Origin of the sequence: Paenarthrobacter sp. OM7 (assembly GCF_029873575.1) — a bacterium.
In the GTDB taxonomy this organism is placed as follows: Bacteria; Actinomycetota; Actinomycetes; order Actinomycetales; family Micrococcaceae; genus Arthrobacter.
Genome location: NZ_CP123579.1, coordinates 2628664 through 2648258, shown reverse-complemented (window position 1 = coordinate 2648258; position 19595 = coordinate 2628664). Strand labels below are relative to the sequence as shown.

At 62.8% G+C, this 19595-nt stretch carries 14 protein-coding genes and 1 riboswitch; of the genes, 10 read left to right on the top strand and 4 right to left on the bottom strand.

What is annotated here, in order from left to right:
- Positions 1–48 precede the first annotated feature (48 nt).
- Entirely contained in the window at positions 49–678 is a 630-nt protein-coding gene (locus QEH68_RS12180) for a DsbA family protein (protein ID WP_207593742.1), read from the top strand.
- Between the two features lie 40 nt (positions 679–718).
- Here QEH68_RS12180 and QEH68_RS12175 read toward each other — a convergent pair whose 3' ends face one another.
- Both QEH68_RS12175 and valS read right to left on the bottom strand, forming a co-directional pair.
- A complete protein-coding gene (locus QEH68_RS12175) occupies positions 719–1594 on the bottom strand; it encodes a DNA-formamidopyrimidine glycosylase family protein (protein ID WP_280622983.1) in 876 nt (291 codons plus the stop codon).
- Positions 1595–1939: 345 nt separating this feature from the next.
- Entirely contained in the window at positions 1940–4567 is a 2628-nt protein-coding gene (gene valS, locus QEH68_RS12170; protein ID WP_207593740.1) for a valine--tRNA ligase, read from the bottom strand.
- A gap of 73 nt (positions 4568–4640) precedes the next feature.
- Between valS and QEH68_RS12165 the strand changes: the two genes are divergently transcribed.
- Positions 4641–5432, top strand: coding sequence for an SDR family oxidoreductase (locus QEH68_RS12165; RefSeq protein WP_207593739.1), 792 nt, complete (start codon positions 4641–4643; stop codon positions 5430–5432).
- On the opposite strand, the gene QEH68_RS12160 is transcribed toward QEH68_RS12165, so the two are convergent.
- Positions 5429–6472 (bottom strand): endonuclease/exonuclease/phosphatase family protein, encoded by a 1044-nt coding sequence (locus tag QEH68_RS12160; RefSeq protein WP_280622982.1) that lies wholly within the window; start codon positions 6470–6472, stop codon positions 5429–5431. The genes QEH68_RS12165 and QEH68_RS12160 overlap by 4 nt on opposite strands.
- Before the next feature lie 327 nt (positions 6473–6799).
- Here QEH68_RS12160 and ileS point away from each other — a divergent pair, with 327 nt between their 5' ends.
- The 4 genes from ileS to ndk are packed head-to-tail and all read left to right on the top strand — an operon-like array spanning position 6800 to position 12391.
- On the top strand, positions 6800–10111 hold the full coding sequence (gene ileS, locus QEH68_RS12155; protein ID WP_280622981.1) for an isoleucine--tRNA ligase: 3312 nt from the start codon (positions 6800–6802) through the stop codon (positions 10109–10111).
- A gap of 2 nt (positions 10112–10113) precedes the next feature.
- Positions 10114–11475: a folylpolyglutamate synthase/dihydrofolate synthase family protein gene (locus QEH68_RS12150; protein WP_207593736.1), complete on the top strand. Its 1362-nt coding sequence runs from the start codon at positions 10114–10116 to the stop codon at positions 11473–11475.
- A 2-nt stretch (positions 11476–11477) separates the two neighbouring features.
- The gene (locus QEH68_RS12145) at positions 11478–11930 is read left to right on the top strand and encodes a DUF4233 domain-containing protein (RefSeq protein WP_207593735.1); all 453 of its coding nucleotides are present in this window, start codon (positions 11478–11480) and stop codon (positions 11928–11930) included.
- 41 nt (positions 11931–11971) lie between these two features.
- The gene (gene ndk / locus QEH68_RS12140) at positions 11972–12391 is read left to right on the top strand and encodes a nucleoside-diphosphate kinase (protein WP_089595301.1); all 420 of its coding nucleotides are present in this window, start codon (positions 11972–11974) and stop codon (positions 12389–12391) included.
- A gap of 80 nt (positions 12392–12471) precedes the next feature.
- Here ndk and QEH68_RS12135 read toward each other — a convergent pair whose 3' ends face one another.
- Complete coding sequence (locus tag QEH68_RS12135) at positions 12472–13152, bottom strand: vitamin K epoxide reductase family protein (protein ID WP_280622980.1); 681 nt, start codon at positions 13150–13152, stop codon at positions 12472–12474.
- A gap of 485 nt (positions 13153–13637) precedes the next feature.
- Between QEH68_RS12135 and QEH68_RS12130 the strand changes: the two genes are divergently transcribed.
- The 4 genes from QEH68_RS12130 to rpmA all read left to right on the top strand — a co-directional run bounded on the left by QEH68_RS12130 (position 13638) and on the right by rpmA (position 19582).
- Positions 13638–16829 (top strand): Rne/Rng family ribonuclease, encoded by a 3192-nt coding sequence (locus QEH68_RS12130; RefSeq protein ID WP_280622979.1) that lies wholly within the window; start codon positions 13638–13640, stop codon positions 16827–16829.
- Positions 16830–16964: 135 nt separating this feature from the next.
- A riboswitch (TPP riboswitch) is annotated at positions 16965–17063 on the top strand.
- Positions 17054–18571: a bifunctional hydroxymethylpyrimidine kinase/phosphomethylpyrimidine kinase gene (gene thiD, locus QEH68_RS12125; RefSeq protein WP_280622978.1), complete on the top strand. Its 1518-nt coding sequence runs from the start codon at positions 17054–17056 to the stop codon at positions 18569–18571. Its footprint overlaps the riboswitch before it by 10 nt.
- Positions 18572–18947: 376 nt before the next feature.
- Positions 18948–19256 (top strand): 50S ribosomal protein L21, encoded by a 309-nt coding sequence (rplU, locus tag QEH68_RS12120; protein WP_018777818.1) that lies wholly within the window; start codon positions 18948–18950, stop codon positions 19254–19256.
- Positions 19257–19318: 62 nt separating this feature from the next.
- Entirely contained in the window at positions 19319–19582 is a 264-nt protein-coding gene (gene rpmA / locus QEH68_RS12115) for a 50S ribosomal protein L27 (protein ID WP_024816903.1), read from the top strand.
- The last annotated feature ends 13 nt before the right edge of the window (positions 19583–19595 follow it).

The window sequence follows — 19595 nt, the reverse complement described above, 5'->3', positions numbered from 1 at the left end:
TGGACCGCTTGCCACCACACGTATCCCACCTTTTCCGAGGAGTTCCCTATGCCCGAAAAGTCCACGCCCGAACAGACCGTCAACAAAGCCGATTTTTGGTTTGATCCTGTTTGCCCGTTTGCCTGGATCACGTCGCGCTGGATTGGTGAGGTTGAGGAGGTACGTGGCATCCAGACTGAATGGCACGTGATGAGCCTCTCCGTCCTCAACGAGGGCCGGGACCTTCCTGCCGACTACCGGGCAATGATGGATGACAGCTGGGGTCCTGTCCGCGTGATCATCGCCGCCCAGGAACTTCACGGCGCGAACTACGTCAAGCCGCTGTATGACGCCATGGGAGAGCAGATCCACCACGAGGGCAACAAGGACCGGGCATCGGTCATCCAGAAGGCCCTTGCCGAGGTAGGCCTGCCGGCTGATCTGGCACGCTTCGCTGACTCGGAGGAGTATGATGCCCAACTGCGCTCGAGCCACGAGGCGGGGATCTCATTGGTAGGCCAGGATGTTGGAACTCCCGTAGTTGCCTTCAATGGGACTGCTTTCTTCGGTCCCGTACTGACCCGTATTCCCCGCGGTGAAGAAGCCGGTAAGATCTGGGACGCCACGGTGACCTTGGCCGGCTACCCGCACTTCTTCGAGTTGAAGCGCAGCCGCAGCGAAAGCCCCGAATTCAACTAGTTTCCCGAACCCAAGAGGCTTCCCAACCTCAACCAGCAGGTTACTTCAGGAACCGGGATGTCCGTCGGTCAGCAAGGATCTTTCCGTTGGTCTGGCAGGTGGCACAGTATTGCAGGGAGGTGTCCGCAAAGGACACCTCCCTTACTACGTCCCCGCATACCGGACAGGGAAGGCCGGTCCGCGCGTGCACTCGGAAGTTGCTGCGTTTGGTGTCCTTGAGTTCGCTGGACGGCTTGCCTGCCGCTGCGTTGACAGCTCCCACCAGGATCTCCTGCATGGCCTCGTAGAGCCGCGCCACTGTGGCCTGGTCCAGGGACTTGGCACTGGCGAAAGGAGAGATTTTTGCTGCGTGCAGGATTTCGTCACTGTACGCGTTTCCTATGCCGGCAATGACGCCCTGGCTCCGAAGCAAGCCCTTGATCTGTTGGGAACTGGATCCAAGGATCGACGCCAACGCGGCAAGGTCGAAGTCGGGGCTGAGGGGCTCCGGTCCCAAGGTGGCGATTCCCGGCACGTCCTGGGGATCCCGCACCACATAGATGGCCAGGCTTTTCTTGGTTCCGGCTTCCGTGAGGTCCACGCCGATGTGGGCTTCGTCGGCAGGACGGTGCAGCAGGAGCCTTGCAGAGATGTTGCTTTTGCCCATCCGCAGTCCGGCAGACGAAGGGTGCTCGGTGTAGCGGACCCAACCGGCCTTGGCCAGATGGAAGACAAAGTACAGGCCGTCAACATCAACGCACACGAATTTACCGAGGCGTTGTACACCCTGAACGGTTCTGCCTTCCAGGACGCTGTACGGAGGATCAGCAGTCTTCAGTGCGGAGAAGGAGTTGATGCGGACCTCGTTGAGCACGGCTCCACTGAGTTGGGTGTCCAGATACATGCACAGGCCGTGCACTTCGGGGAGTTCCGGCATGCTCAATACTCTGCCACAGGTAGCCCCCGGAGCGCAGGAGAACTACAGGTTTGTAGTTCTTCCAAGGGTCTTGTGCATTGCATTCAGCGGGACAACAATGGTTCTTACCCACTTCGAAAGAAGAGGGACACGGAAACCAAAGATTCAGTGATTGCAACCAACGCAGCCTTTGGCAAAGTTGGAAGCAGGCTACCAGTGATGAGGTAGGAAGACCTGAAATTCCTAGGATTCCGCCAGACTGTCAAGACATCACCAGACAGCCGAAAAGTCGAAGCCCCACCAACGGCAAAACGCTGATGGGGCTTCCCCTTTGCCCTGAATCAATGGGCGCAGTGACTTCCGGGACTACGACTGGGACGCGGACGTCTCCTCGGCAGGCGCCAGGACAACGTCGCTGACGGTCAGTTCGCCTTCACCGGACTGGAGCGTGATTTCCTGTGCGTTGGCGGCTGCCTTCAAGTCGCCCAGGCCGGCCTTCAGTTGGGCCACCAGAACCTCCGAGGCCGTGATCGAGGCAGAGACCACCTCTGTGCGCTGCTTGACCTTTGCCTCGGACTTCGCTTTGCGGATACCGCTGAGAGCAATGCCCACTGTGCCAAGCATGGTGGTGTCGCCGTCGGTGATTTCCAAGGCGGCGGGCCACTCTGCACGGTGGACGGACCCTGCGCGCCACCAGCCCCAGACCTCTTCGGTGGCGAAGGGCAGGAACGGTGCGAAGAGACGCAGGAGCGAGTCCAGCGTTGTCGCCAGCGCAGCAAGGACCGAGGCCTGCTCAGTCTCGCCGGCGGCACCATAGGCGCGGTCCTTGATGAGCTCTACGTAATCGTCCGTGAACTGCCAGAAGAAGGATTCGGTGATCTGGAGTGCGCGGGCGTAGTCGTAGTTCTCAAACGCCTTGGTGGACTGGGCAACGACGTCGGACAGTTGCGCGAGCAGCGCACGGTCCAGCGGGTTGGTCAGCACAGAGAGGTCACCGGAGACCACGGAGTTCTCGGTGGCACCAAGGTTGAGCACGAACTTGGAGGCGTTCAGCAGCTTGATGGCCAGGCGACGGCCGATCTTCATCTGCGCTATTTCGTAGGCAGTGTCTGCGCCAAGCTTGGCCGAGGCGGCCCAGTAACGGACGGCGTCGGAACCGTACTCGTTGAGCACATCCGTGGGCACCACAACGTTGCCCTTGGACTTGGACATCTTCTTGCGGTCCGGGTCCAGGATCCAGCCGGAGATGGCCGCATGCTTCCACGGGGCATTCTTCTGCAGGGCATCAGCGCGGACAGCCGACGAGAACAGCCAGGTGCGGATGATGTCGTGGCCCTGCGGACGGAGGTCGAAGGGGTAGACCTTGGAGAACAGGTCCTCGTCACGGCTCCAGCCGCCCACAATCTGCGGGGTGAGAGAGGACGTGGCCCAGGTATCCAGGACGTCGGCGTCACCTGTGAAGCCATTGGCTTGGTCACGCTGCGCTTCGTCGAAGCCGGGAGCAGCGTCCGCAGCGGGATCCACGGGCAGCATGTCGTCCGAGGGCAGGATGGGGTTGTCGTAATCCGGGTTGCCCTGGGCATCCAGCGGGTACCAGACGGGGATGGGCACGCCAAAGAAGCGCTGGCGGGAAACCAGCCAGTCACCGTTCAGGCCGGCGATCCAGTTCTCGTAGCGGGAGCGCATAAAGGCCGGGTGGAAGGTGATTTCCTGGCCTCGACCGATCAGGCGTTCGCGGCGTTCCTCATCGCGGCCACCGTTGCGGATGTACCACTGACGTGACGTGACAACCTCGAGGGGCTTGTCGCCTTTTTCGAAGAAGTTCACCGGGTGGGTGATCTTCTTCGGTTCGCCGTCCAGCAGGTCCGCTGCCTTGAGCAGTTCAACTACGGCTTCCTTGGCGGAAAAAGCGGTCTTGCCCGCGATCGCAGCGTAGGCTTCCTTGCCTGCCTCGGTGGTGATCCATTCCGGGATGTCGGCAATGATGCGGCCGTCGCGGCCCATGATGGCACGCGTGGGCAACTGCAGTTCGCGCCACCAGGTGACGTCGGTGAGGTCGCCGAAAGTACACACCATGGCAATGCCGGAGCCCTTATCCGCCTTGGCGAGGGGGTGGGCCTTGACCTCAAGCTCGACGTCGAACAGCGGGGACTTCACGGTCTTGCCAAACAGCGGCTGGTACCGTTCGTCGTCGGGGTTTGCCACCAGGGCCGCGCAGGCAGCCAGCAGTTCCGGGCGGGTGGTCTCGATGAAGATCTTTTCGCCGTCTTCAGTGAAGAACGGGTAGCGGTAGTACGCGCCGGCAACTTCGCGGTCCTCAAGTTCGGCCTGTGCAACAGCCGTGCGGAACGTCACATCCCAAAGCGTGGGAGCTTCGGCCATGTAGGCGTCACCGGCAGAGAGGTTGGTAAGGAAGGCGCGCTGGGAGACCGCACGTGAAGTGTCGTCAATGGTGCGGTACGTCAGGTCCCAGTCCACGGACAGGCCGAGGGTCTGGAACAGGTTCTCGAAGACCTTCTCGTCCTCAACGGCGAGTTCCTCACACAGTTCGATGAAGTTCCGGCGCGAGACGACGTCGAAGTCGCGCTGGTTCTTGGCCGGCTGTGCGGGCGGCGTGTAGTCGGCCTGATAGGGGATGGCCGGATCGCAACGCACACCGTAGTAGTTCTGGACGCGGCGCTCGGTGGGCAAGCCGTTGTCGTCCCAGCCCATGGGGTAGAAGACGTTTTTCCCGGTCATTCGCATGTACCGGGCCTGGACGTCAGTCTGGGTAAAGGAGAACATGTGGCCCACGTGGAGCGAGCCGGATGCCGTGGGCGGGGGAGTGTCGATCGAGTAGACCTGCTCCCGGGTGGTGTCCGGGTTGAACTTATAGGTTCCTTCAGCCAGCCAGCGCTGCGTCAAGGCAGCCTCAAGGCCTTCAAGGGCCGGCTTGTCGGGAACGTTGATGGGGTTGGTGGCGGGCGTGTCTGTACCCTGCGTTGATTCAGCCATGGATCAATTGTTTCATGGCCTGGCGTTACAGCCCGCCGGGGAATGACTGCGCACCCCCGGATAAGGTGGTGCCATGACTTCGGCAGCGCACAGCACCCCCTCAGGACAGAATTCCGGCACAAACAGGACGGCCGTGGTGACCGGTGCAAGCACCGGCATCGGTGAAGCCACCGTGAGGGCCCTGGCTTCCTCGGGTTGGACGGTATTCGCGGTGGCGCGCAGGGCCGACAGGCTCGAGGCCCTGGGTGCTGAGACCGGCGCTGTGCCGTTCCCTGCTGACATCACCAACGACGACGACGTCGCCGCCTTGCTGGAGGCCGTGACCACGTCCGGAGGTGCTGACACCCTCATCAACATCGCCGGCGGTGCACGTGGCGCGGACACCATCGCCAACGCCGACACCGGGGATTGGGAATGGATGTACCAGGTCAACGTGTTGGGGACCATGAAGATCACCCGGGCGTTCCTGCCCATGTTGCGGGACCACGGCGAAGGTACGGTCCTGAACCTGACCTCCACTGCCGGCCTGTCGGCGTATGAGGGCGGTGCCGGCTACAACGCCGCCAAGTTTGCCCAGCACGCCATGACCAACGCCTTGCGCCTGGAAGAGGTGGGCAACAACATCCGGGTCATCGAGGTGGCTCCGGGACTGGTGCAAACGGAGGAGTTCGCCCTCAACCGGCTGGGCGACAAGGACGCGGCCGCGAAGGTGTATGCCGGCGTCGAGAAACCCCTGACGGCCGCGGACGTGGCGGACGTCGTGAAGTACGCCGTCTCCTTGCCGCATCACATCAACCTCGACGAGATCGTCGTTCGTCCTGTGGCACAGGCAGCCAACCACAAGCTGATCCGCAGGGAAAGTTAACCGGCCGGAATGCTGAGCGTTGCCAGGATGGCGGCGTGGTCGGTGCCCGGAACGTGGAGGACCGCATAGCCGCTGTTGCTGATCCGGGGCGAGGTGACCATGTGGTCGATGACAATGCCCGGCAGCGGCTGTCCCTCCATGGGCCACGTCGGGGAGAACCGCCCACCGGAAGCAATGCCGACGTCAACGAGCTTCGTGCCCGTTTGCTGACCACCCAAGGCGTTATCGAGCAACGAACGGAACTCGGCGTGATCGTACGTTGCGTTGTAGTCGCCCACCAACAGATGGTTCCCGGGCCGGGAAGCCTGCCGGGACAGCTTGTCCAGATCGCTGCGCCACTGCCCGATCCGCTCATCAACCGGTGGAAGGGTATGGACGTTGGTGAGGTTCAGCGCCGCAGTGGAACCAGCACCGGCATCCGTGACCTGTACCCGGGTCACGTCCATCCGGAACGGGGTGTCAGGGAGCAGCCCCACGGCCTCCAGCGGGAACACGGAGTACACCGCGCCGCCGGACGCGTCGTCATTGGGTTGGCTGAGGAGATTCGGCAGCACGTGCTCCAGGCCCGCTGAGCTGAGGGCGTCTTCAAGCCGTTGGGTGTGTTCCTGGATCGTCAGCAACTGGACACCGTTCTCGCGGACCAGCCTCACAATGGTCGCCGCGTCCGCCTCGCCATACTCGGAGTTGAGGCTCATCACCTTCAGCGAAGCCGTGGCCGTCCCTGCCGGCAGTGCTTCCGCTTTTCCGCTGTCCAAAGGGAACAGCCAGAAGAGTTGAACCGCCAACAGCGCCGCCGTCGTGAGGATGACCCACCACCGCCGCCCCACCACAGCAAGCACCAGCGCAAGCGCCGCGGGCAGCACCATCCAGGGTGTGAAGGACAGCAACTGCACCACAACGAGGGGCCATTCAGCAGGGATGGCACGGAAAATCGACAGCCCCGCTACCGGCAGCGACACCACCAGGCCCAGTACCGACCACGCGATGGACGCGGACTGCCGGGGGCGGCTTTCCTGAAGTGCAGGAGCGGGAAGCATCATGGGGATGAGTCTATGTATCAGCAGCGCCACCGGACTCCATCCATGGGATGAACTCCGGGTAGAGGGAGGCGCCAGGCTGCCGCTAGACTTGGGGGAGCAGCTTTGACCCGGCCATCACCGGTGAGCTTCCGGAAGAACAGCTCTGACCACCTGCAAAGGTGGCAGGCGCCCAGTAGAACCGGACGGGTAAGCCCGTCACAGCAGTAATGAGAGGCCGGAATATCCGTTCCGGTAAGTGAGGTGGTACCGCGGTACCTGCGCAGCCGACAGGCAGCACAGAAGCCGTCCTCGCATCCTGACAGTCAACCAGCTATCACAGGATATGAGATGACCCACTACCCCAAGGCCTCAGCGTCTTCGTCCGGCACGCACGGCGTGTCCGCTTCCGTGAAGTTCCCGGAAATCGAAGAGCGCATCCTCAAATACTGGGATGAAGATGGCACCTTCCAAGCCAGCATCGACCAGCGCGACAGCGACCTTCCCGGTGGGACAGCCGGAAGCAACGAATTCGTCTTCTACGATGGCCCTCCTTTCGCCAACGGCCTGCCCCACTACGGCCACCTGCTGACCGGCTACGCCAAGGACCTCGTGGGCCGCTACCAGACCCAGCGCGGCAAGCGCGTGGAACGCCGCTTCGGTTGGGACACCCACGGGCTCCCCGCAGAGCTCGAAGCCATGAAGCAACTGGGTATGACGGACAAGACCCAGATCGAAGCCATGGGCATCGACAAATTCAACGACGCCTGCCGCGCCTCCGTCATGAAGTACGCCAATGAGTGGAAGGCCTACGTCACCCGCCAGGCCCGCTGGGTGGATTTCGACAACGACTACAAGACCCTCAATGTCGAGTACATGGAGTCGGTGCTCTGGGCTTTCAAGCAGCTGCACGAGAAGGGCCTGACCTACAACGGTTACCGCGTCCTCCCTTACTGCTGGAAGGACGAGACGCCGCTGTCCAACCACGAACTCCGCATGGACGACGACATCTACAAGAACCGCCAGGACCAGACTGTCACCGTGACGTTCCCCATCAAGGCAGGAGAGTCCGAACTCTCCAAGGCTCTTGAAGGTGTGCAGGCGCTTGCCTGGACCACCACGCCCTGGACGCTGCCCACCAACCTGGCGCTCGCCGTCGGGCCTGACATCTCCTACGCCGTCCTGCCCGCAGGACCCAACGGCGTGAAGGCGGCCTCCGCTGAGGCGCCGGTCACCGGCAGCTTCCTGCTCGCTGCTGACCTTGTGGGCTCCTACGCCAAGGACCTGGGGTACGGTGACGGTGCCGACGGCGTCGCTGCCGCAACTGCCGCCGTTGTCTCCACCCACACAGGCGCCGAGCTGGCAGGCCTTGAGTATGAGCCGCTGTGGAACGACTTTGCGGATACTGAGAAGTACGGGACGCAGAATGCCTGGCGATTCCTGGTGGCGGACTACGTCACCACCACCGACGGTACGGGCATCGTCCACCAGGCTCCGGCCTATGGTGAGGATGACCAGAAGGTCTGTGAAGACGCCGGTATCCCTGTGGTCCTCTCCGTGGATGAAGGCGCCAAGTTCCTGCCGCTGTTTGCCCATGGCGAGCTGGCCTCGATCGTTGGCCTGCAGGTTTTCGACGCCAACAAGCCCATCACCCAGGTGCTCCGCGCCGATGGCCGGTTGGTCCGCCAGGCAAGCTACGAGCACAGCTACCCGCACTGCTGGCGTTGCCGGAACCCCCTGATCTACCGCGCAGTGTCATCCTGGTACGTGGAGGTCACCAAGTTCAAAGACCGCATGTCCGAGCTGAACCAGGAGATCAACTGGATCCCGGGCAACGTCAAGGACGGCCAGTTCGGCAAGTGGCTGGACAACGCCCGCGACTGGTCCATCAGCCGCAACCGCTACTGGGGCTCACCCATCCCCGTTTGGCAGTCGGATGATCCCGAGTACCCGCGCACCGACGTCTACGGTTCGCTGGCGGAACTGGAAGCCGACTTCGGCCGCCTCCCGGTCAACAACGAAGGCCAAGTGGACCTGCACCGTCCGTTCATCGATGAACTGACCCGCCCCAACCCGGACGACCCCACAGGTCAATCCACCATGCGCCGCGTCGAGGACGTCCTGGACGTCTGGTTCGACTCCGGCTCCATGCCGTACGGACAGGTGCACTACCCGTTCCAAAACGAAGAGTGGTTTGACACCCACAACCCGGCGGACTTCATTGTGGAGTACATCGGACAGACGCGCGGCTGGTTCTACATGCTGCACATCCTGTCCACCGCTCTGTTTGATCGCCCGGCATTCCGCAATGTGATCAGTCACGGCATCGTACTGGGCTCCGACGGCCAGAAAATGTCCAAGAGCCTGCGCAACTACCCGGACGTGTCCGAGGTCCTGGACCGCGACGGTTCCGACGCCATGCGCTGGTTCCTCATGTCCAGCCCCATCCTTCGCGGTGGGAACCTCGTGGTGACCGAGCAAGGTATCCGCGATGGCGTCCGTCAGGTCATCCTGCCGCTGTGGAACGTCTACAGCTTCTTCACGCTGTACACCAACGCATCGAACGGGGGGTCCGGTTACGAGGCGAAGCTGCGCTACGACGGCTACGCCGACACGCTGGACCAATACCTCCTGGCCAACACCGGAGACTTGGTCCGGAACATCACGTCAAGCCTGGACAGCTACGACATCTCGGGTGCCTGCGATCAACTGCGCAGCTACCTGGACATGCTCACCAACTGGTACGTCCGGCGCAGCCGCCAGCGCTTCTTCGACGAGAATGTTGACGCCTTTGACGCGCTCTACACTGCGTTGGAAGCCGTGTGCCGGGTGTCGGCATCGTTGTTGCCGCTGGTCTCCGAGGAGATCTGGCGTGGTCTCACGGGTGGCCGCTCCGTACACCTGGCTGACTGGCCGGACGCGTCCTTGTTCCCTGCCAACGCCGGGCTGGTGGAGGCCATGGACCGTGTGCAGCAGATCTGCTCCACTGGTTCCAGCTTGCGCAAGGGAGCCAACCTGCGCGTCCGCCTGCCGCTGCAGGAACTGACTGTTGTGGCACTTGGAGCAGACGCGCTGGAAGGCTTTGCCGCCGTCGTCGCCGATGAACTGAACCTCCGGTCCGTCCGCCTGTTGGACGCGGCAACTGCCTCGCCTGAGGAATTCGGCATCGAGCAGAAGCTGGTGGTCAACGCCCGCGCTGCCGGACCTCGCCTGGGCAAGAACGTCCAACAGGCCATCAAGGGATCCAAGTCCGGAGATTGGTCTGTCAATGATGCCGGTGTTGTGGTTGCCGGTGGCCTCGAGCTCGAACCGCACGAGTACACGCTGGAGACTGTGGTTGCGGAAGCCGCCGATGGCGGCAGTGCGGCAGTAGCGGTACTTCCTGGCGGTGGCTTTGTGGTCCTCAACACCGAGGTCACCCCGGAGCTTGCGGCAGAAGGGCTGGCCCGGGACATGGTCCGCGCCATCCAGCAAGCCCGCAAGGACGCTGGACTCAACGTGAGCGACCGCATCCGGACGTCTGTGGAGGCCGCACAGGATGTCGTTGACGCCCTGAAAGCCAATGCGGAGCTCGTCAAGACAGAAACGCTGACCCTTGAGCTGGAGGTTCTGCTGGCCGGCGTCGACGAACCGCAGGTCACGGTCACCAAGGCAGGAGCCTGACCATGACTGACGAATTCTCAGTAGAAAGCGTCTACGCCGAACTTCTGGGCCGTGCTCCGGAAAACAAGATGGAACCGCGCCTGGCCCCCTTGTTCCGTGCCATGGATGTACTGGGGGAGCCGAACAAGGCGTACCCGATCATTCACATCACCGGTACCAACGGCAAAACGTCAACGGCCCGCATGATCGAGGCCGGACTCCGTGCCCACGGACTGAGCACGGGCCGCTATACCAGCCCGCACTTGTCCAAGGTCACCGAGCGCATCAGCATCGACGGCGAGCCCGTGCCCGACGCGACGTTCGTGCGCATCTGGGACGAAATCCGCCCCTACCTGGAAATCGTGGACAGCGAGCTCGAGGCCGACAACCAGCCCCGGCTGACCTACTTTGAGTGCCTCACAATCTTGGGCTTTGCTGTGTTCGCGGACCAGCCGGTTGATGTTGCCGTGATCGAAGTCGGGTTGGGTGGCATCACCGACGCCACCAACGTGGGCGACGGTCAAGTCTCGGTCATCACGCCGATCTCTTTGGACCACACGGATCTCCTGGGCGACACCACCGAGGACATCGCTTATGAGAAGGCCGGCATCATCAAACCCGGCGGGTTCCTGGTCAGCGCCGCCCAGCCGGTGGACGCCGCGCAGGTCCTGTTGGAGAAAGCCCGCGAAGTGGACGTGCCGTTCCGGTTCGAGGGCGTTGAATTTGGCGTTGAGTCCCGCGCAGTGGCCGTGGGTGGCCAGGTGCTCACCATCCAGGGATTGGCCGGCCGCTATGAGGACCTGCTGCTTCCGCTCCATGGGGCCCACCAGGCTGAAAATGCTGCCGTCGCCGTTGCAGCACTGGAAGCCTTCTTCGGCGGGGGAGAGAAGGAACTCGATGCAGAGGTGCTGACGGAAGCGTTCGGCAACGTGACGTCCCCAGGGCGGCTGGAGGTTGTCCGCACGGCGCCTACCGTAGTGGTTGACGCTGCGCACAATCCGGATGGCATCCGCGTCTCAGCTGAGGCCATCCAGGAGGCCTTCAGTTTCAGCAAGCTCGTAGTGGTGGTAGGAGTCCTGCGCGAGAAAGACGCGGAGGAAATCCTGAAGACCCTCAGGGATTCCCTCGGTGGACTTGCCGGAGAATTCTGCTTCACGCAATCCAACTCGGCGCGTGCCGTTCCCGCAGCGGAACTGGCCGAACTCGCCGTCGACCTTGGCTTCGGCGAGGACAACATCCACATTGCGGAGAAGCTCGATGACGCCCTTGAATGGGCCGTGGAGCGTGCGGAATCCAACGACGACCTCGCAGGCGGCGTCCTGGTGACCGGCTCCATCACCGTGGTGGCCGAGGCCAGGATCCTGCTCGGAAAGGCCGGTGCCTAAGCATGGCAAAAATGACCAAGGCGCAGCGTGAATGGCGCCCCGGCATGCCCAAGAAGCGCCGCTCCACCAAAGTGATGTTCGCATCCACCGTGCTCCTCCTCGAAGCCTTCGTCGCGTTCTTCGGCACGCTGGCGGTCTTCGGGTTGAGGCGCGGGGAGGTGGCCCCCGGCATCATCCTGGGCGTGGGCATCGCCCTGAGTGTGGTGCTGGTCCTCGCCTGCGCTGTGTTGTCCAAGCCTTGGGGGATCGCCGTTGGCTGGGCGCTGCAGCTGGTGCTGATCCTGACGGGCTTTGCAGAGCCAACAATGTTCATTGTGGGCATCCTGTTCGCCATCTGCTGGTGGTACGGGATCAGGGCCGGCATGAGGATTGACCGTGAAGTAGCCCAGCGGGACCGTGAACAGGCCGAATGGGATGCTGCCCACGGTGACGAAGCAGACCCGCAAACCCCGTAAACTGGCTGGGAAAACCACCGACCAACCACATTGGAGCAACTGTGAGCATTGAACGGACCCTCGTCCTGGTCAAGCCCGACGGCGTCGCCCGCAACCTGGGCGGAACCATCCTCGCCCGGATCGAAGCCAAGGGTTACACCCTGGCGGAACTGAAGAAGGTCAACGCATCCCGCGAGCTGCTGGAGCAGCACTATGAGGAGCACGTGGGCAAGCCGTTCTACGAGCCACTGGTTGAATTCATGCTGAGCGGACCGGTCATCGCGGCGGTCTTCGAGGGCCACCGTGTCATTGAGGGCTTCCGTTCGCTGGCTGGAACCACGGATCCCACCACGGCAGCACCGGGCACCATTCGTGGTGACTTCGGCCGCGACTGGGGCCTGGCAGTCCAGCAGAACCTCGTCCACGGCTCGGATTCCGTTGACTCGGCTGAGCGCGAAATCAAGATCTGGTTCGCGGGCTAGTCACGCATCACCGAAACTATGGAAAAGGCCAATGTTCATCACGAACATTGGCCTTTTCTGTCATCCCGCGGGAGGTTTTCCTAAGCGGAGGACCCCACGAAGATGTGAATGAACGAGAAGAAGATGGTAGCGGCGACGGCAACGTACAGGAGCGCCACAATGATCCAGCCGGATTCGCCCAGCAGCTTTGCCAAGGCCGGTGGCGCCTTGATGACTCCGTGGGTGACATTGCGGATGGTTACCCACACGAACAACGGGATCATGGCAGCCCACACCACCATGCAGAACGGGCAGAGTACGTGGATGGCGTAGAGGGCCTGCGACCACAGCCAGACAACGAACGCGAAGCCAAGGGTAACGCCTGCCTGGAGGCCCAGCCAGTATCCTCGTGAGAACTTGGCCCCCGCGAGGATACCCATCGCCGTGGTGATGATGACGGCAAAGGCCACGATGCCGATGAACATGTTGGGGAACCCGAACACGGAACTCTGCGGTGTCTGCATGACCGCCCCGCAGGAAACCCAGGGATTCACATCGCAGACGGTTACGTGGTTGGGGTCCTTGAGTACTTCAAGCTTCTCCAATACCAAGGCTCCGGATGCCACCCATCCGATCACACCGGTGACCAGCAGCAGCCAGGCAAAGGGTTTGTCACGGACAGTCCGGGGGAGTGGATCCTGGTGGGGACCTGCCTGCGTGGAGAAATCCTCCACGGAGTTGGTGGATTGGTTGGCCAAGTTTCCCCTGGCTGTGCTCGGCATCGCGGATCTGGTCCTTTTCAATGTACGGTCCGGCCACGCCGGTATGGGCTCTTGGGAGGATTGTAACTCCGGAGGCTGGACGGTGCCCCCAAGCTTCCGGTTGACGCCTGTTCCCCGGAGCTGCGACACAGCGGCCTACCGTGGGAAGGTGAACAGGTGTGAGAGAATGAACATGGCCGGAGCCCGATCCACATTCGGAATCCGGTCCGGTGACTTTGTTCCCAAGACCGCCAGTATGAGCTGGGCATGCCTGGATCACGTGATCCTTGGTGGGCCCGCCATGACAATGGACGGCACCTGGTTGTGGCAGCAGAACAACGGGTTTCAGAACAAGGGCGCCGGCTTTCCAGGGCTGCCGCACCCCAATGATGGTGCGAACCGGAGAGCATACTACCGACTTCTGTCAACGCCTGCGGGTTTTGACAATATTTGCCCCACTGGGCGCCGGATGTGGCGGTGTCGCTGGGGCAGGAGTGTTGCCACATATGGATAATGACCAGGTTGTAGCCGTTAATGATGAGGCAGCTCCCGCGGAAACTGCGGAAGCGCCAAAGAAAGCCACCCGGACCCGGCGCAAGGCTGCGCCCAAAGTTGCAGCTGACGCCGAGGCACAGGCCGCAGCAGCGCCTGTCGTTGAATCGACGGAGGCCCCTGAGGCAACGGAGGCCCCCGTTGCGCCGGTGCGACGTACCCGCTCACGCAAGAAAGCAGAACCCGCTGAGCCACTGCCCGGTTTGGGTGAGGACGTCGCTGCCGCGCCGGAAGCCGCTGTAGAGACCCAGCCCGAAGCCGTCGCCGGGCCTGCCCCCGAAAAGCCGGTCCGCCGTCGTCGTACTGCCAAGCCCAAGGTTGAAGCGGAGGCGCCTGCCGCCGACGAAGCACCTGTTGCTGCGGAAACCACAGTTGAAACCACGACGCCGGACGCCGCCTCCCCGCAGGAGTCGCCTGCTGCTGAAGCAGATACCGTTGATGCGGCTCCTGTTGAGGCAACCCCCCAAGAGGAGGAAGCCGCCGCTGCAGGCTCTGCTTCGCTCTTCCTGGAGCCCGTGTCCATCACGTCCATGATCTTCCAGGCTCCGGACCTCACCACTGTTCCCCGCGTTGTCGCGGTGGAGGAGAAGGAAGAGGATTCTGGGGAAGAAGCTGAAGCCGGTGCCGAGGATGAGCTGGAAGATGCCGGCAGTCGTCGCCGCCGCCGTAGCCGTGGCCGCCGTGGCCGCCGCGGGACCGAACGCGAAGAAAGCGAAGCCGGAGAGGGCGCCGAGTCTGACGATGAGGAAACTCCCGCAGCTGAAGCCTCCGACGAAGGGGTGACCTCGCGTCGCCGTCGTCGTCGCCGCCGTGGCGACCAGGACCTTGAACTGACCGGCGGCTCGGACGACGATCCGCCCAACACAGTCACCCGCGTCCGCGCTCCCCGCCCCATCACGGAAACTGCTCCCTCGAATCGCGTGACCAGCGTCAAGGGCTCCACCAGGCTTGAGGCCAAGAAGCAGCGCCGCCGTGAATCCCGCGAGACCGGACGCCGCCGCCAGGTCATCACCGAGGCCGAATTCCTGGCCCGCCGCGAATCAGTGGACCGCCAGATGATTGTCCGCCAGCGCGACGACAGAATTCAGATCGGCGTCCTGGAAGATGGCGTGCTTGCCGAGCATTTTGTCTCCAAGACCCAGCAGGACTCCCTGATCGGCAACGTTTACCTGGGCAAGGTCCAGAACGTCCTGCCGTCCATGGAAGCTGCCTTCGTGGATATCGGACGCGGCCGCAACGCCGTGTTGTACGCCGGTGAAGTGAACTGGGACGCGGTCAACCTCGAGGGCCAGCCGCGCCGGATCGAGAATGCGCTGAAGTCCGGCGATTCCGTTCTGGTCCAGGTCACCAAGGACCCTGTAGGCCACAAGGGTGCCCGCCTGACAAGCCAGATCTCCCTGCCCGGCCGCTACCTGGTGTACGTGCCCGGTGGTTCCATGACCGGCATTTCACGCAAGCTGCCCGATGTCGAACGCAACCGCCTCAAGCGCATCCTGAAGGACCGTTTGCCGGAAAACGCCGGCGTCATTGTCCGCACGGCTGCTGAAGGTGCGTCGGAAGAAGAACTGACGCATGACATCAACCGCCTGCGCGCCCAGTGGGAAGGCATCGAAGGCCAGGCCTCCTCCACCAAGGTCCTGGCACCGGAACTGCTCTACGGCGAACCCGATCTGACCATCAAGGTGGTCCGTGACGTCTTCAATGAAGACTTCTCCAAACTGATCGTTTCCGGCGACGACGCCTGGGACACCATTGAGGCTTACGTAACCTACGTTGCCCCCGACCTTGTGGGCCGCCTCGAGAAGTGGACCAAGGACCAGGACATCTTCGGTGCCTGGCGCATTGACGAGCAGATCCACAAGGCACTGGAACGCAAGGTCTTCCTCCCATCCGGTGGTTCGCTGGTCATCGACCGCACCGAAGCCATGACCGTGGTGGACGTCAACACCGGTAAGTTCACCGGCAGCGGTGGAAACCTTGAAGAAACCGTCACCAAGAACAACCTCGAAGCTGCTGAGGAAGTAGTTCGCCAGCTTCGCCTGCGTGACATCGGCGGCATCATTGTCATCGACTTCATCGACATGGTCCTTGAGTCCAACCGCGACCTCGTCCTCCGCCGTATGGTTGAGTGCCTTGGCCGCGACCGCACCAAGCACCAAGTGGCTGAAGTGACGTCACTGGGCCTTGTCCAGATGACCCGCAAGCGCATGGGTACCGGCCTCCTTGAGGTCTTCGGTGAGCAGTGCGAGCACTGTGCCGGCCGCGGCGTGGTCACCCACGATGAACCGGTGGAGCACCGTCGCGCCAACGTTGTGGCTGCCGAGCACCACCGCCCCCACACTGAGGCGCAGCAACCCACAGCCCGAACAGAACGCAAGCGCCGCCGTGGCAAGGGCGGGGGACAGGCTGTCGCCGAGGCTCCCGCGCAGGTCCACAGCACTGCTTCCGCCCCTGCCGCACCTCCCGCGGCTTCCGAGCCGCAGGATCCTGCCAAGCAGGCCAAAGCAGAGGCAACCCGCGCTGCGCTGGCGACGATCGCTGCTGCCGCCCACGCTGCCCACCTCCACGATGACGAAGTTCACCGTGCAGAAGAGCAAGCACGGGCGGCCGGCCAGCACCAGGCGCCTGCCGCATCACAGCCGGAGGCCGGAGAGCACGCCGACCCCGAATCAGACCGGGAAGCATCGGTTCGTGACACACGGTCCACACCGGTTCTGCGATTCGGCGGCGAAGAAGTGGCCTTGCCTTTCGGGGAACACCACGAGGAACCGCCTGCCGCCAAGCCTGCCATGAGCCTGGATCTCCTGGCCGAAGCGTTCTCCCACCTTGGCGCAGCACCCGAGGCAAAGCCCGAAACCGTGGTTCCTTCCAAGGCAGCCGCTGCACCGGCAGCCGCCGTGGCGGGGCCCGTGGACGAGGACCCTGAAGCTGCTTCGGCGTCGAAGTCCCGCCGGGGGCGCCGCAACCGCAGTGCGAGCCGCGCCCAGGGTGCAGCCAACGAGACCAGCGTTGAGCACCACGAGGTCACTGCTACCGCAGCGCGTGGAACTGCACACCAGGCCAAAGCACCGGCGGAGCCTGCCAAGAAGGCAGCGTCCGAGGAACCCATCATCCTTGGGGTTGGTGTTCCCGCTTCGGAGCTCTAGGACCCGATCCGCAAGGGCCCCGCAGTAACCGCCACAGGCGGGTACTGCGGGGCCCTTTGCTGTCTGCTCACAGCGGTCATAACCGGTCTTCTGCGGAGTGCAGTTCCCGGGCCGTGCTGCTTCCCGGCTACGCTGGGGATTGACACGGGGTGCCGGGCATAGGGCCCGGCTGAGATCCAGACCCGTTGAACCTGTCCGGTTAGCACCGGCGAAGGGATGTCCCCATGACGTCATCGTCGTATTCTTCTGTGTACCCTCTGGCTGTTTGCGGCCGGGAAACGCCCCGCGTACTGAGTATCGCGGGCTCGGACCCCTCCGGCGGTGCCGGTATCCAGGCTGACCTGAAGAGCATTGCTGCGCAGGGCGGCTACGGCATGGCGGCGATCACCGCGTTGACTGCCCAAAACACGCTGGGCGTCAGTGCTGTCCATGTTCCTCCGGTGGAGTTCCTGCGACAGCAGTTGGAGTCCATCAGCACGGACATTGCCATCGATGCCGTGAAGATCGGCATGCTGGGTGACGCTGCGGTGATCGATGAGGTCCGCAGCTGGCTTGAGGCGGTGCGTCCCGGCGTCGTGGTCCTTGACCCGGTGATGGTGGCCACCAGCGGCGACCGCCTCCTGCGAGGGTCTGCCGAGCAGGCCCTGCGCGCTCTGCTGCCGTTGGCGGACCTTATTACCCCGAACCTCCCGGAGCTTGCCATGCTGTTGGGGGAGCCTGAAGCTGCTGACTGGGATTCGGCGTTGAACCAGGGCAAGCGACTGGCTGCTGAGTGCGGCACCACGGTCCTGGTGAAGGGCGGACACCTGGCAGGGGCGGAATGCCCGGATGCCCTGGTTAACACCAGCGGCCTCCTGAGGCAGGACGTCATCGAGGTAGCCGGACCCCGCGTGGAAACGAAGAACAGCCACGGCACGGGCTGTTCGTTGTCGTCGGCTCTGGCCACGGTCCAGGCCCGCACCGGCGATTGGGAAGCTTCCCTGCGCGAAGTCAAGCCGTGGTTGCTCCAGGCGCTGCTGCATTCGGACAGCCTCGACGTAGGCCAGGGAAACGGGCCGGTCCACCATTTCCACCACCATCAGGTCCTGAGGCCGGGGCAATTCGCCGCGACGCTGTGGAAGGAAGCTGCTCCGGAGCTCGAGGCAATCTACAAACTCAGCTTTATTGACGGCCTGCAATCGGGCGAGCTCCCGGAGGCTGCGTTCAATTACTACCTCGCGCAGGACGTCCTCTACCTCAACGGGTATTCCAGGGTCCTGGCGCGTGCGGGCGCCCTTGCCCCCACGGAGGAGGAGCAACTGTTCTGGGCCAAAGCGTCACAGCAGTGCCTTGAGGTCGAATCGGAACTGCACAGGAACTGGCTCAGCACCCGAGAGGCATCCTCGGTGACCGGACCCGTCACGAAGTCCTACGTGGACCACCTGCTGGCATCCTCGGCCACCGGCAGCTACTCCGTGGTGCTGGCGGCCATCCTGCCGTGCTACTGGCTCTACGCAGAGGTGGGCCAGCGGCTCCATGGGTCGTTCGTGAAGGCGGGATCCCCGGCGGCGCATCCCTACGCGGACTGGCTCAGGACTTACGCCGATGAAGAGTTTGCTGCAGCCACCAGGAATGCGATCAATTTCACGGACGCCGCTGCAGCGGCAGCTTCCGAGGGGGAGCGGGCATCAATGGTGGAGGCTTTTGCCCAGTCCTGCCGCTACGAAACTGCGTTCTTTGACGCACCCCGGCTGTTCGCCTGACCGTTCCTGCTCGGGCTTTTTATCTCCGGGTTTCAAACCGCCCCAGCGCGTCGCGGGTCAAATCACGTTAATCGCCCCAAACCCTGTAGGCTGTATGGGCACGGTGCCGGGAGAGTCCGTTACAACTGGTGATGCAAGTCACGTGGTAGCCTCCGGACCCGGCCTCATTTGCAGCCGAGGGTCAAACTAGCGTAATCTTGATCTTCGGTGCTTACGCCAACACTTGGGTTATGCCCCTTGGAATTGTTCAAGGGATGACTCGCGGACTTCGATCAGAAGTCCACGGCGTTGAGGCACAGCGCGAACCAAGCCTGATTTCGGTTCCAGGTTCCGCACGCAAATTTAGTTATAAACGTCGAGAGAAGTGAGTACCCAAGTGGTGTACGCGATTGTCCGCGCAGGCGGCCGCCAAGAAAAAGTTTCCGTTGGAGACTACGTAACGCTTAACCGCGTCCCCGGTGGAGCCGGCAGCACGCTTGAGCTGCCCGCCTTGCTCCTGGTTGACGGCGATAAGGTCACCTCCGCAGCTGCGGAACTGGCCAACGTCAAGGTGACGGCTGAGATCCTCGAAGACCTCCGTGGTCCGAAGATCGTCATCCAGAAGTTCAAGAACAAGACCGGCTACCGGAAGCGTCAGGGTCACCGTCAGGAACTGACCAAGATCAAGATCACCAGCATCGCGTAACTTTCGTTACCCGCTGTTCAGGTTTTCCAGTTTCCCCAGAAATTTAGAGGCAGGCATTTCACATGGCACACAAAAAAGGCGCGAGTTCCACTCGCAACGGTCGTGACTCCAACGCACAGTACCTGGGCGTCAAGCGCTTCGGTGGTCAGGTAGTCTCCGCAGGCGAAATCATCGTTCGCCAGCGTGGCACGCACTTCCACCCCGGTGCAGGCGTTGGTCGCGGTGGCGACGACACCCTGTTCGCCCTGCAGGCCGGCTCGGTTGAGTTTGGTACTCGCCGCGGACGTCGCGTAGTGAACATCGTTGCTGCTGCAGCTGCAGAGTAACAACAAGTTCTGA

Excerpts from the sequence above, each read along its gene's own strand:
- QEH68_RS12160 (WP_280622982.1), bottom strand. The coding sequence starts at position 6,472 with ATGATGCTTCCCGCTCCTGCACTTCAGGAAAGCCGCCCCCGGCAGTCC.
- QEH68_RS12130 (WP_280622979.1), top strand. The coding sequence starts at position 13,638 with ATGGATAATGACCAGGTTGTAGCCGTTAATGATGAGGCAGCTCCCGCG.
- thiD (WP_280622978.1), top strand. The coding sequence starts at position 17,054 with ATGACGTCATCGTCGTATTCTTCTGTGTACCCTCTGGCTGTTTGCGGC.
- QEH68_RS12180 (WP_207593742.1), top strand. The coding sequence starts at position 49 with ATGCCCGAAAAGTCCACGCCCGAACAGACCGTCAACAAAGCCGATTTT.
- rpmA (WP_024816903.1), top strand. The coding sequence starts at position 19,319 with ATGGCACACAAAAAAGGCGCGAGTTCCACTCGCAACGGTCGTGACTCC.
- QEH68_RS12165 (WP_207593739.1), top strand. The coding sequence starts at position 4,641 with ATGACTTCGGCAGCGCACAGCACCCCCTCAGGACAGAATTCCGGCACA.
- ileS (WP_280622981.1), top strand. The coding sequence starts at position 6,800 with ATGACCCACTACCCCAAGGCCTCAGCGTCTTCGTCCGGCACGCACGGC.
- QEH68_RS12145 (WP_207593735.1), top strand. The coding sequence starts at position 11,478 with ATGGCAAAAATGACCAAGGCGCAGCGTGAATGGCGCCCCGGCATGCCC.
- QEH68_RS12135 (WP_280622980.1), bottom strand. The coding sequence starts at position 13,152 with ATGCCGAGCACAGCCAGGGGAAACTTGGCCAACCAATCCACCAACTCC.
- QEH68_RS12150 (WP_207593736.1), top strand. The coding sequence starts at position 10,114 with ATGACTGACGAATTCTCAGTAGAAAGCGTCTACGCCGAACTTCTGGGC.
- valS (WP_207593740.1), bottom strand. The coding sequence starts at position 4,567 with ATGGCTGAATCAACGCAGGGTACAGACACGCCCGCCACCAACCCCATC.
- QEH68_RS12175 (WP_280622983.1), bottom strand. The coding sequence starts at position 1,594 with ATGCCGGAACTCCCCGAAGTGCACGGCCTGTGCATGTATCTGGACACC.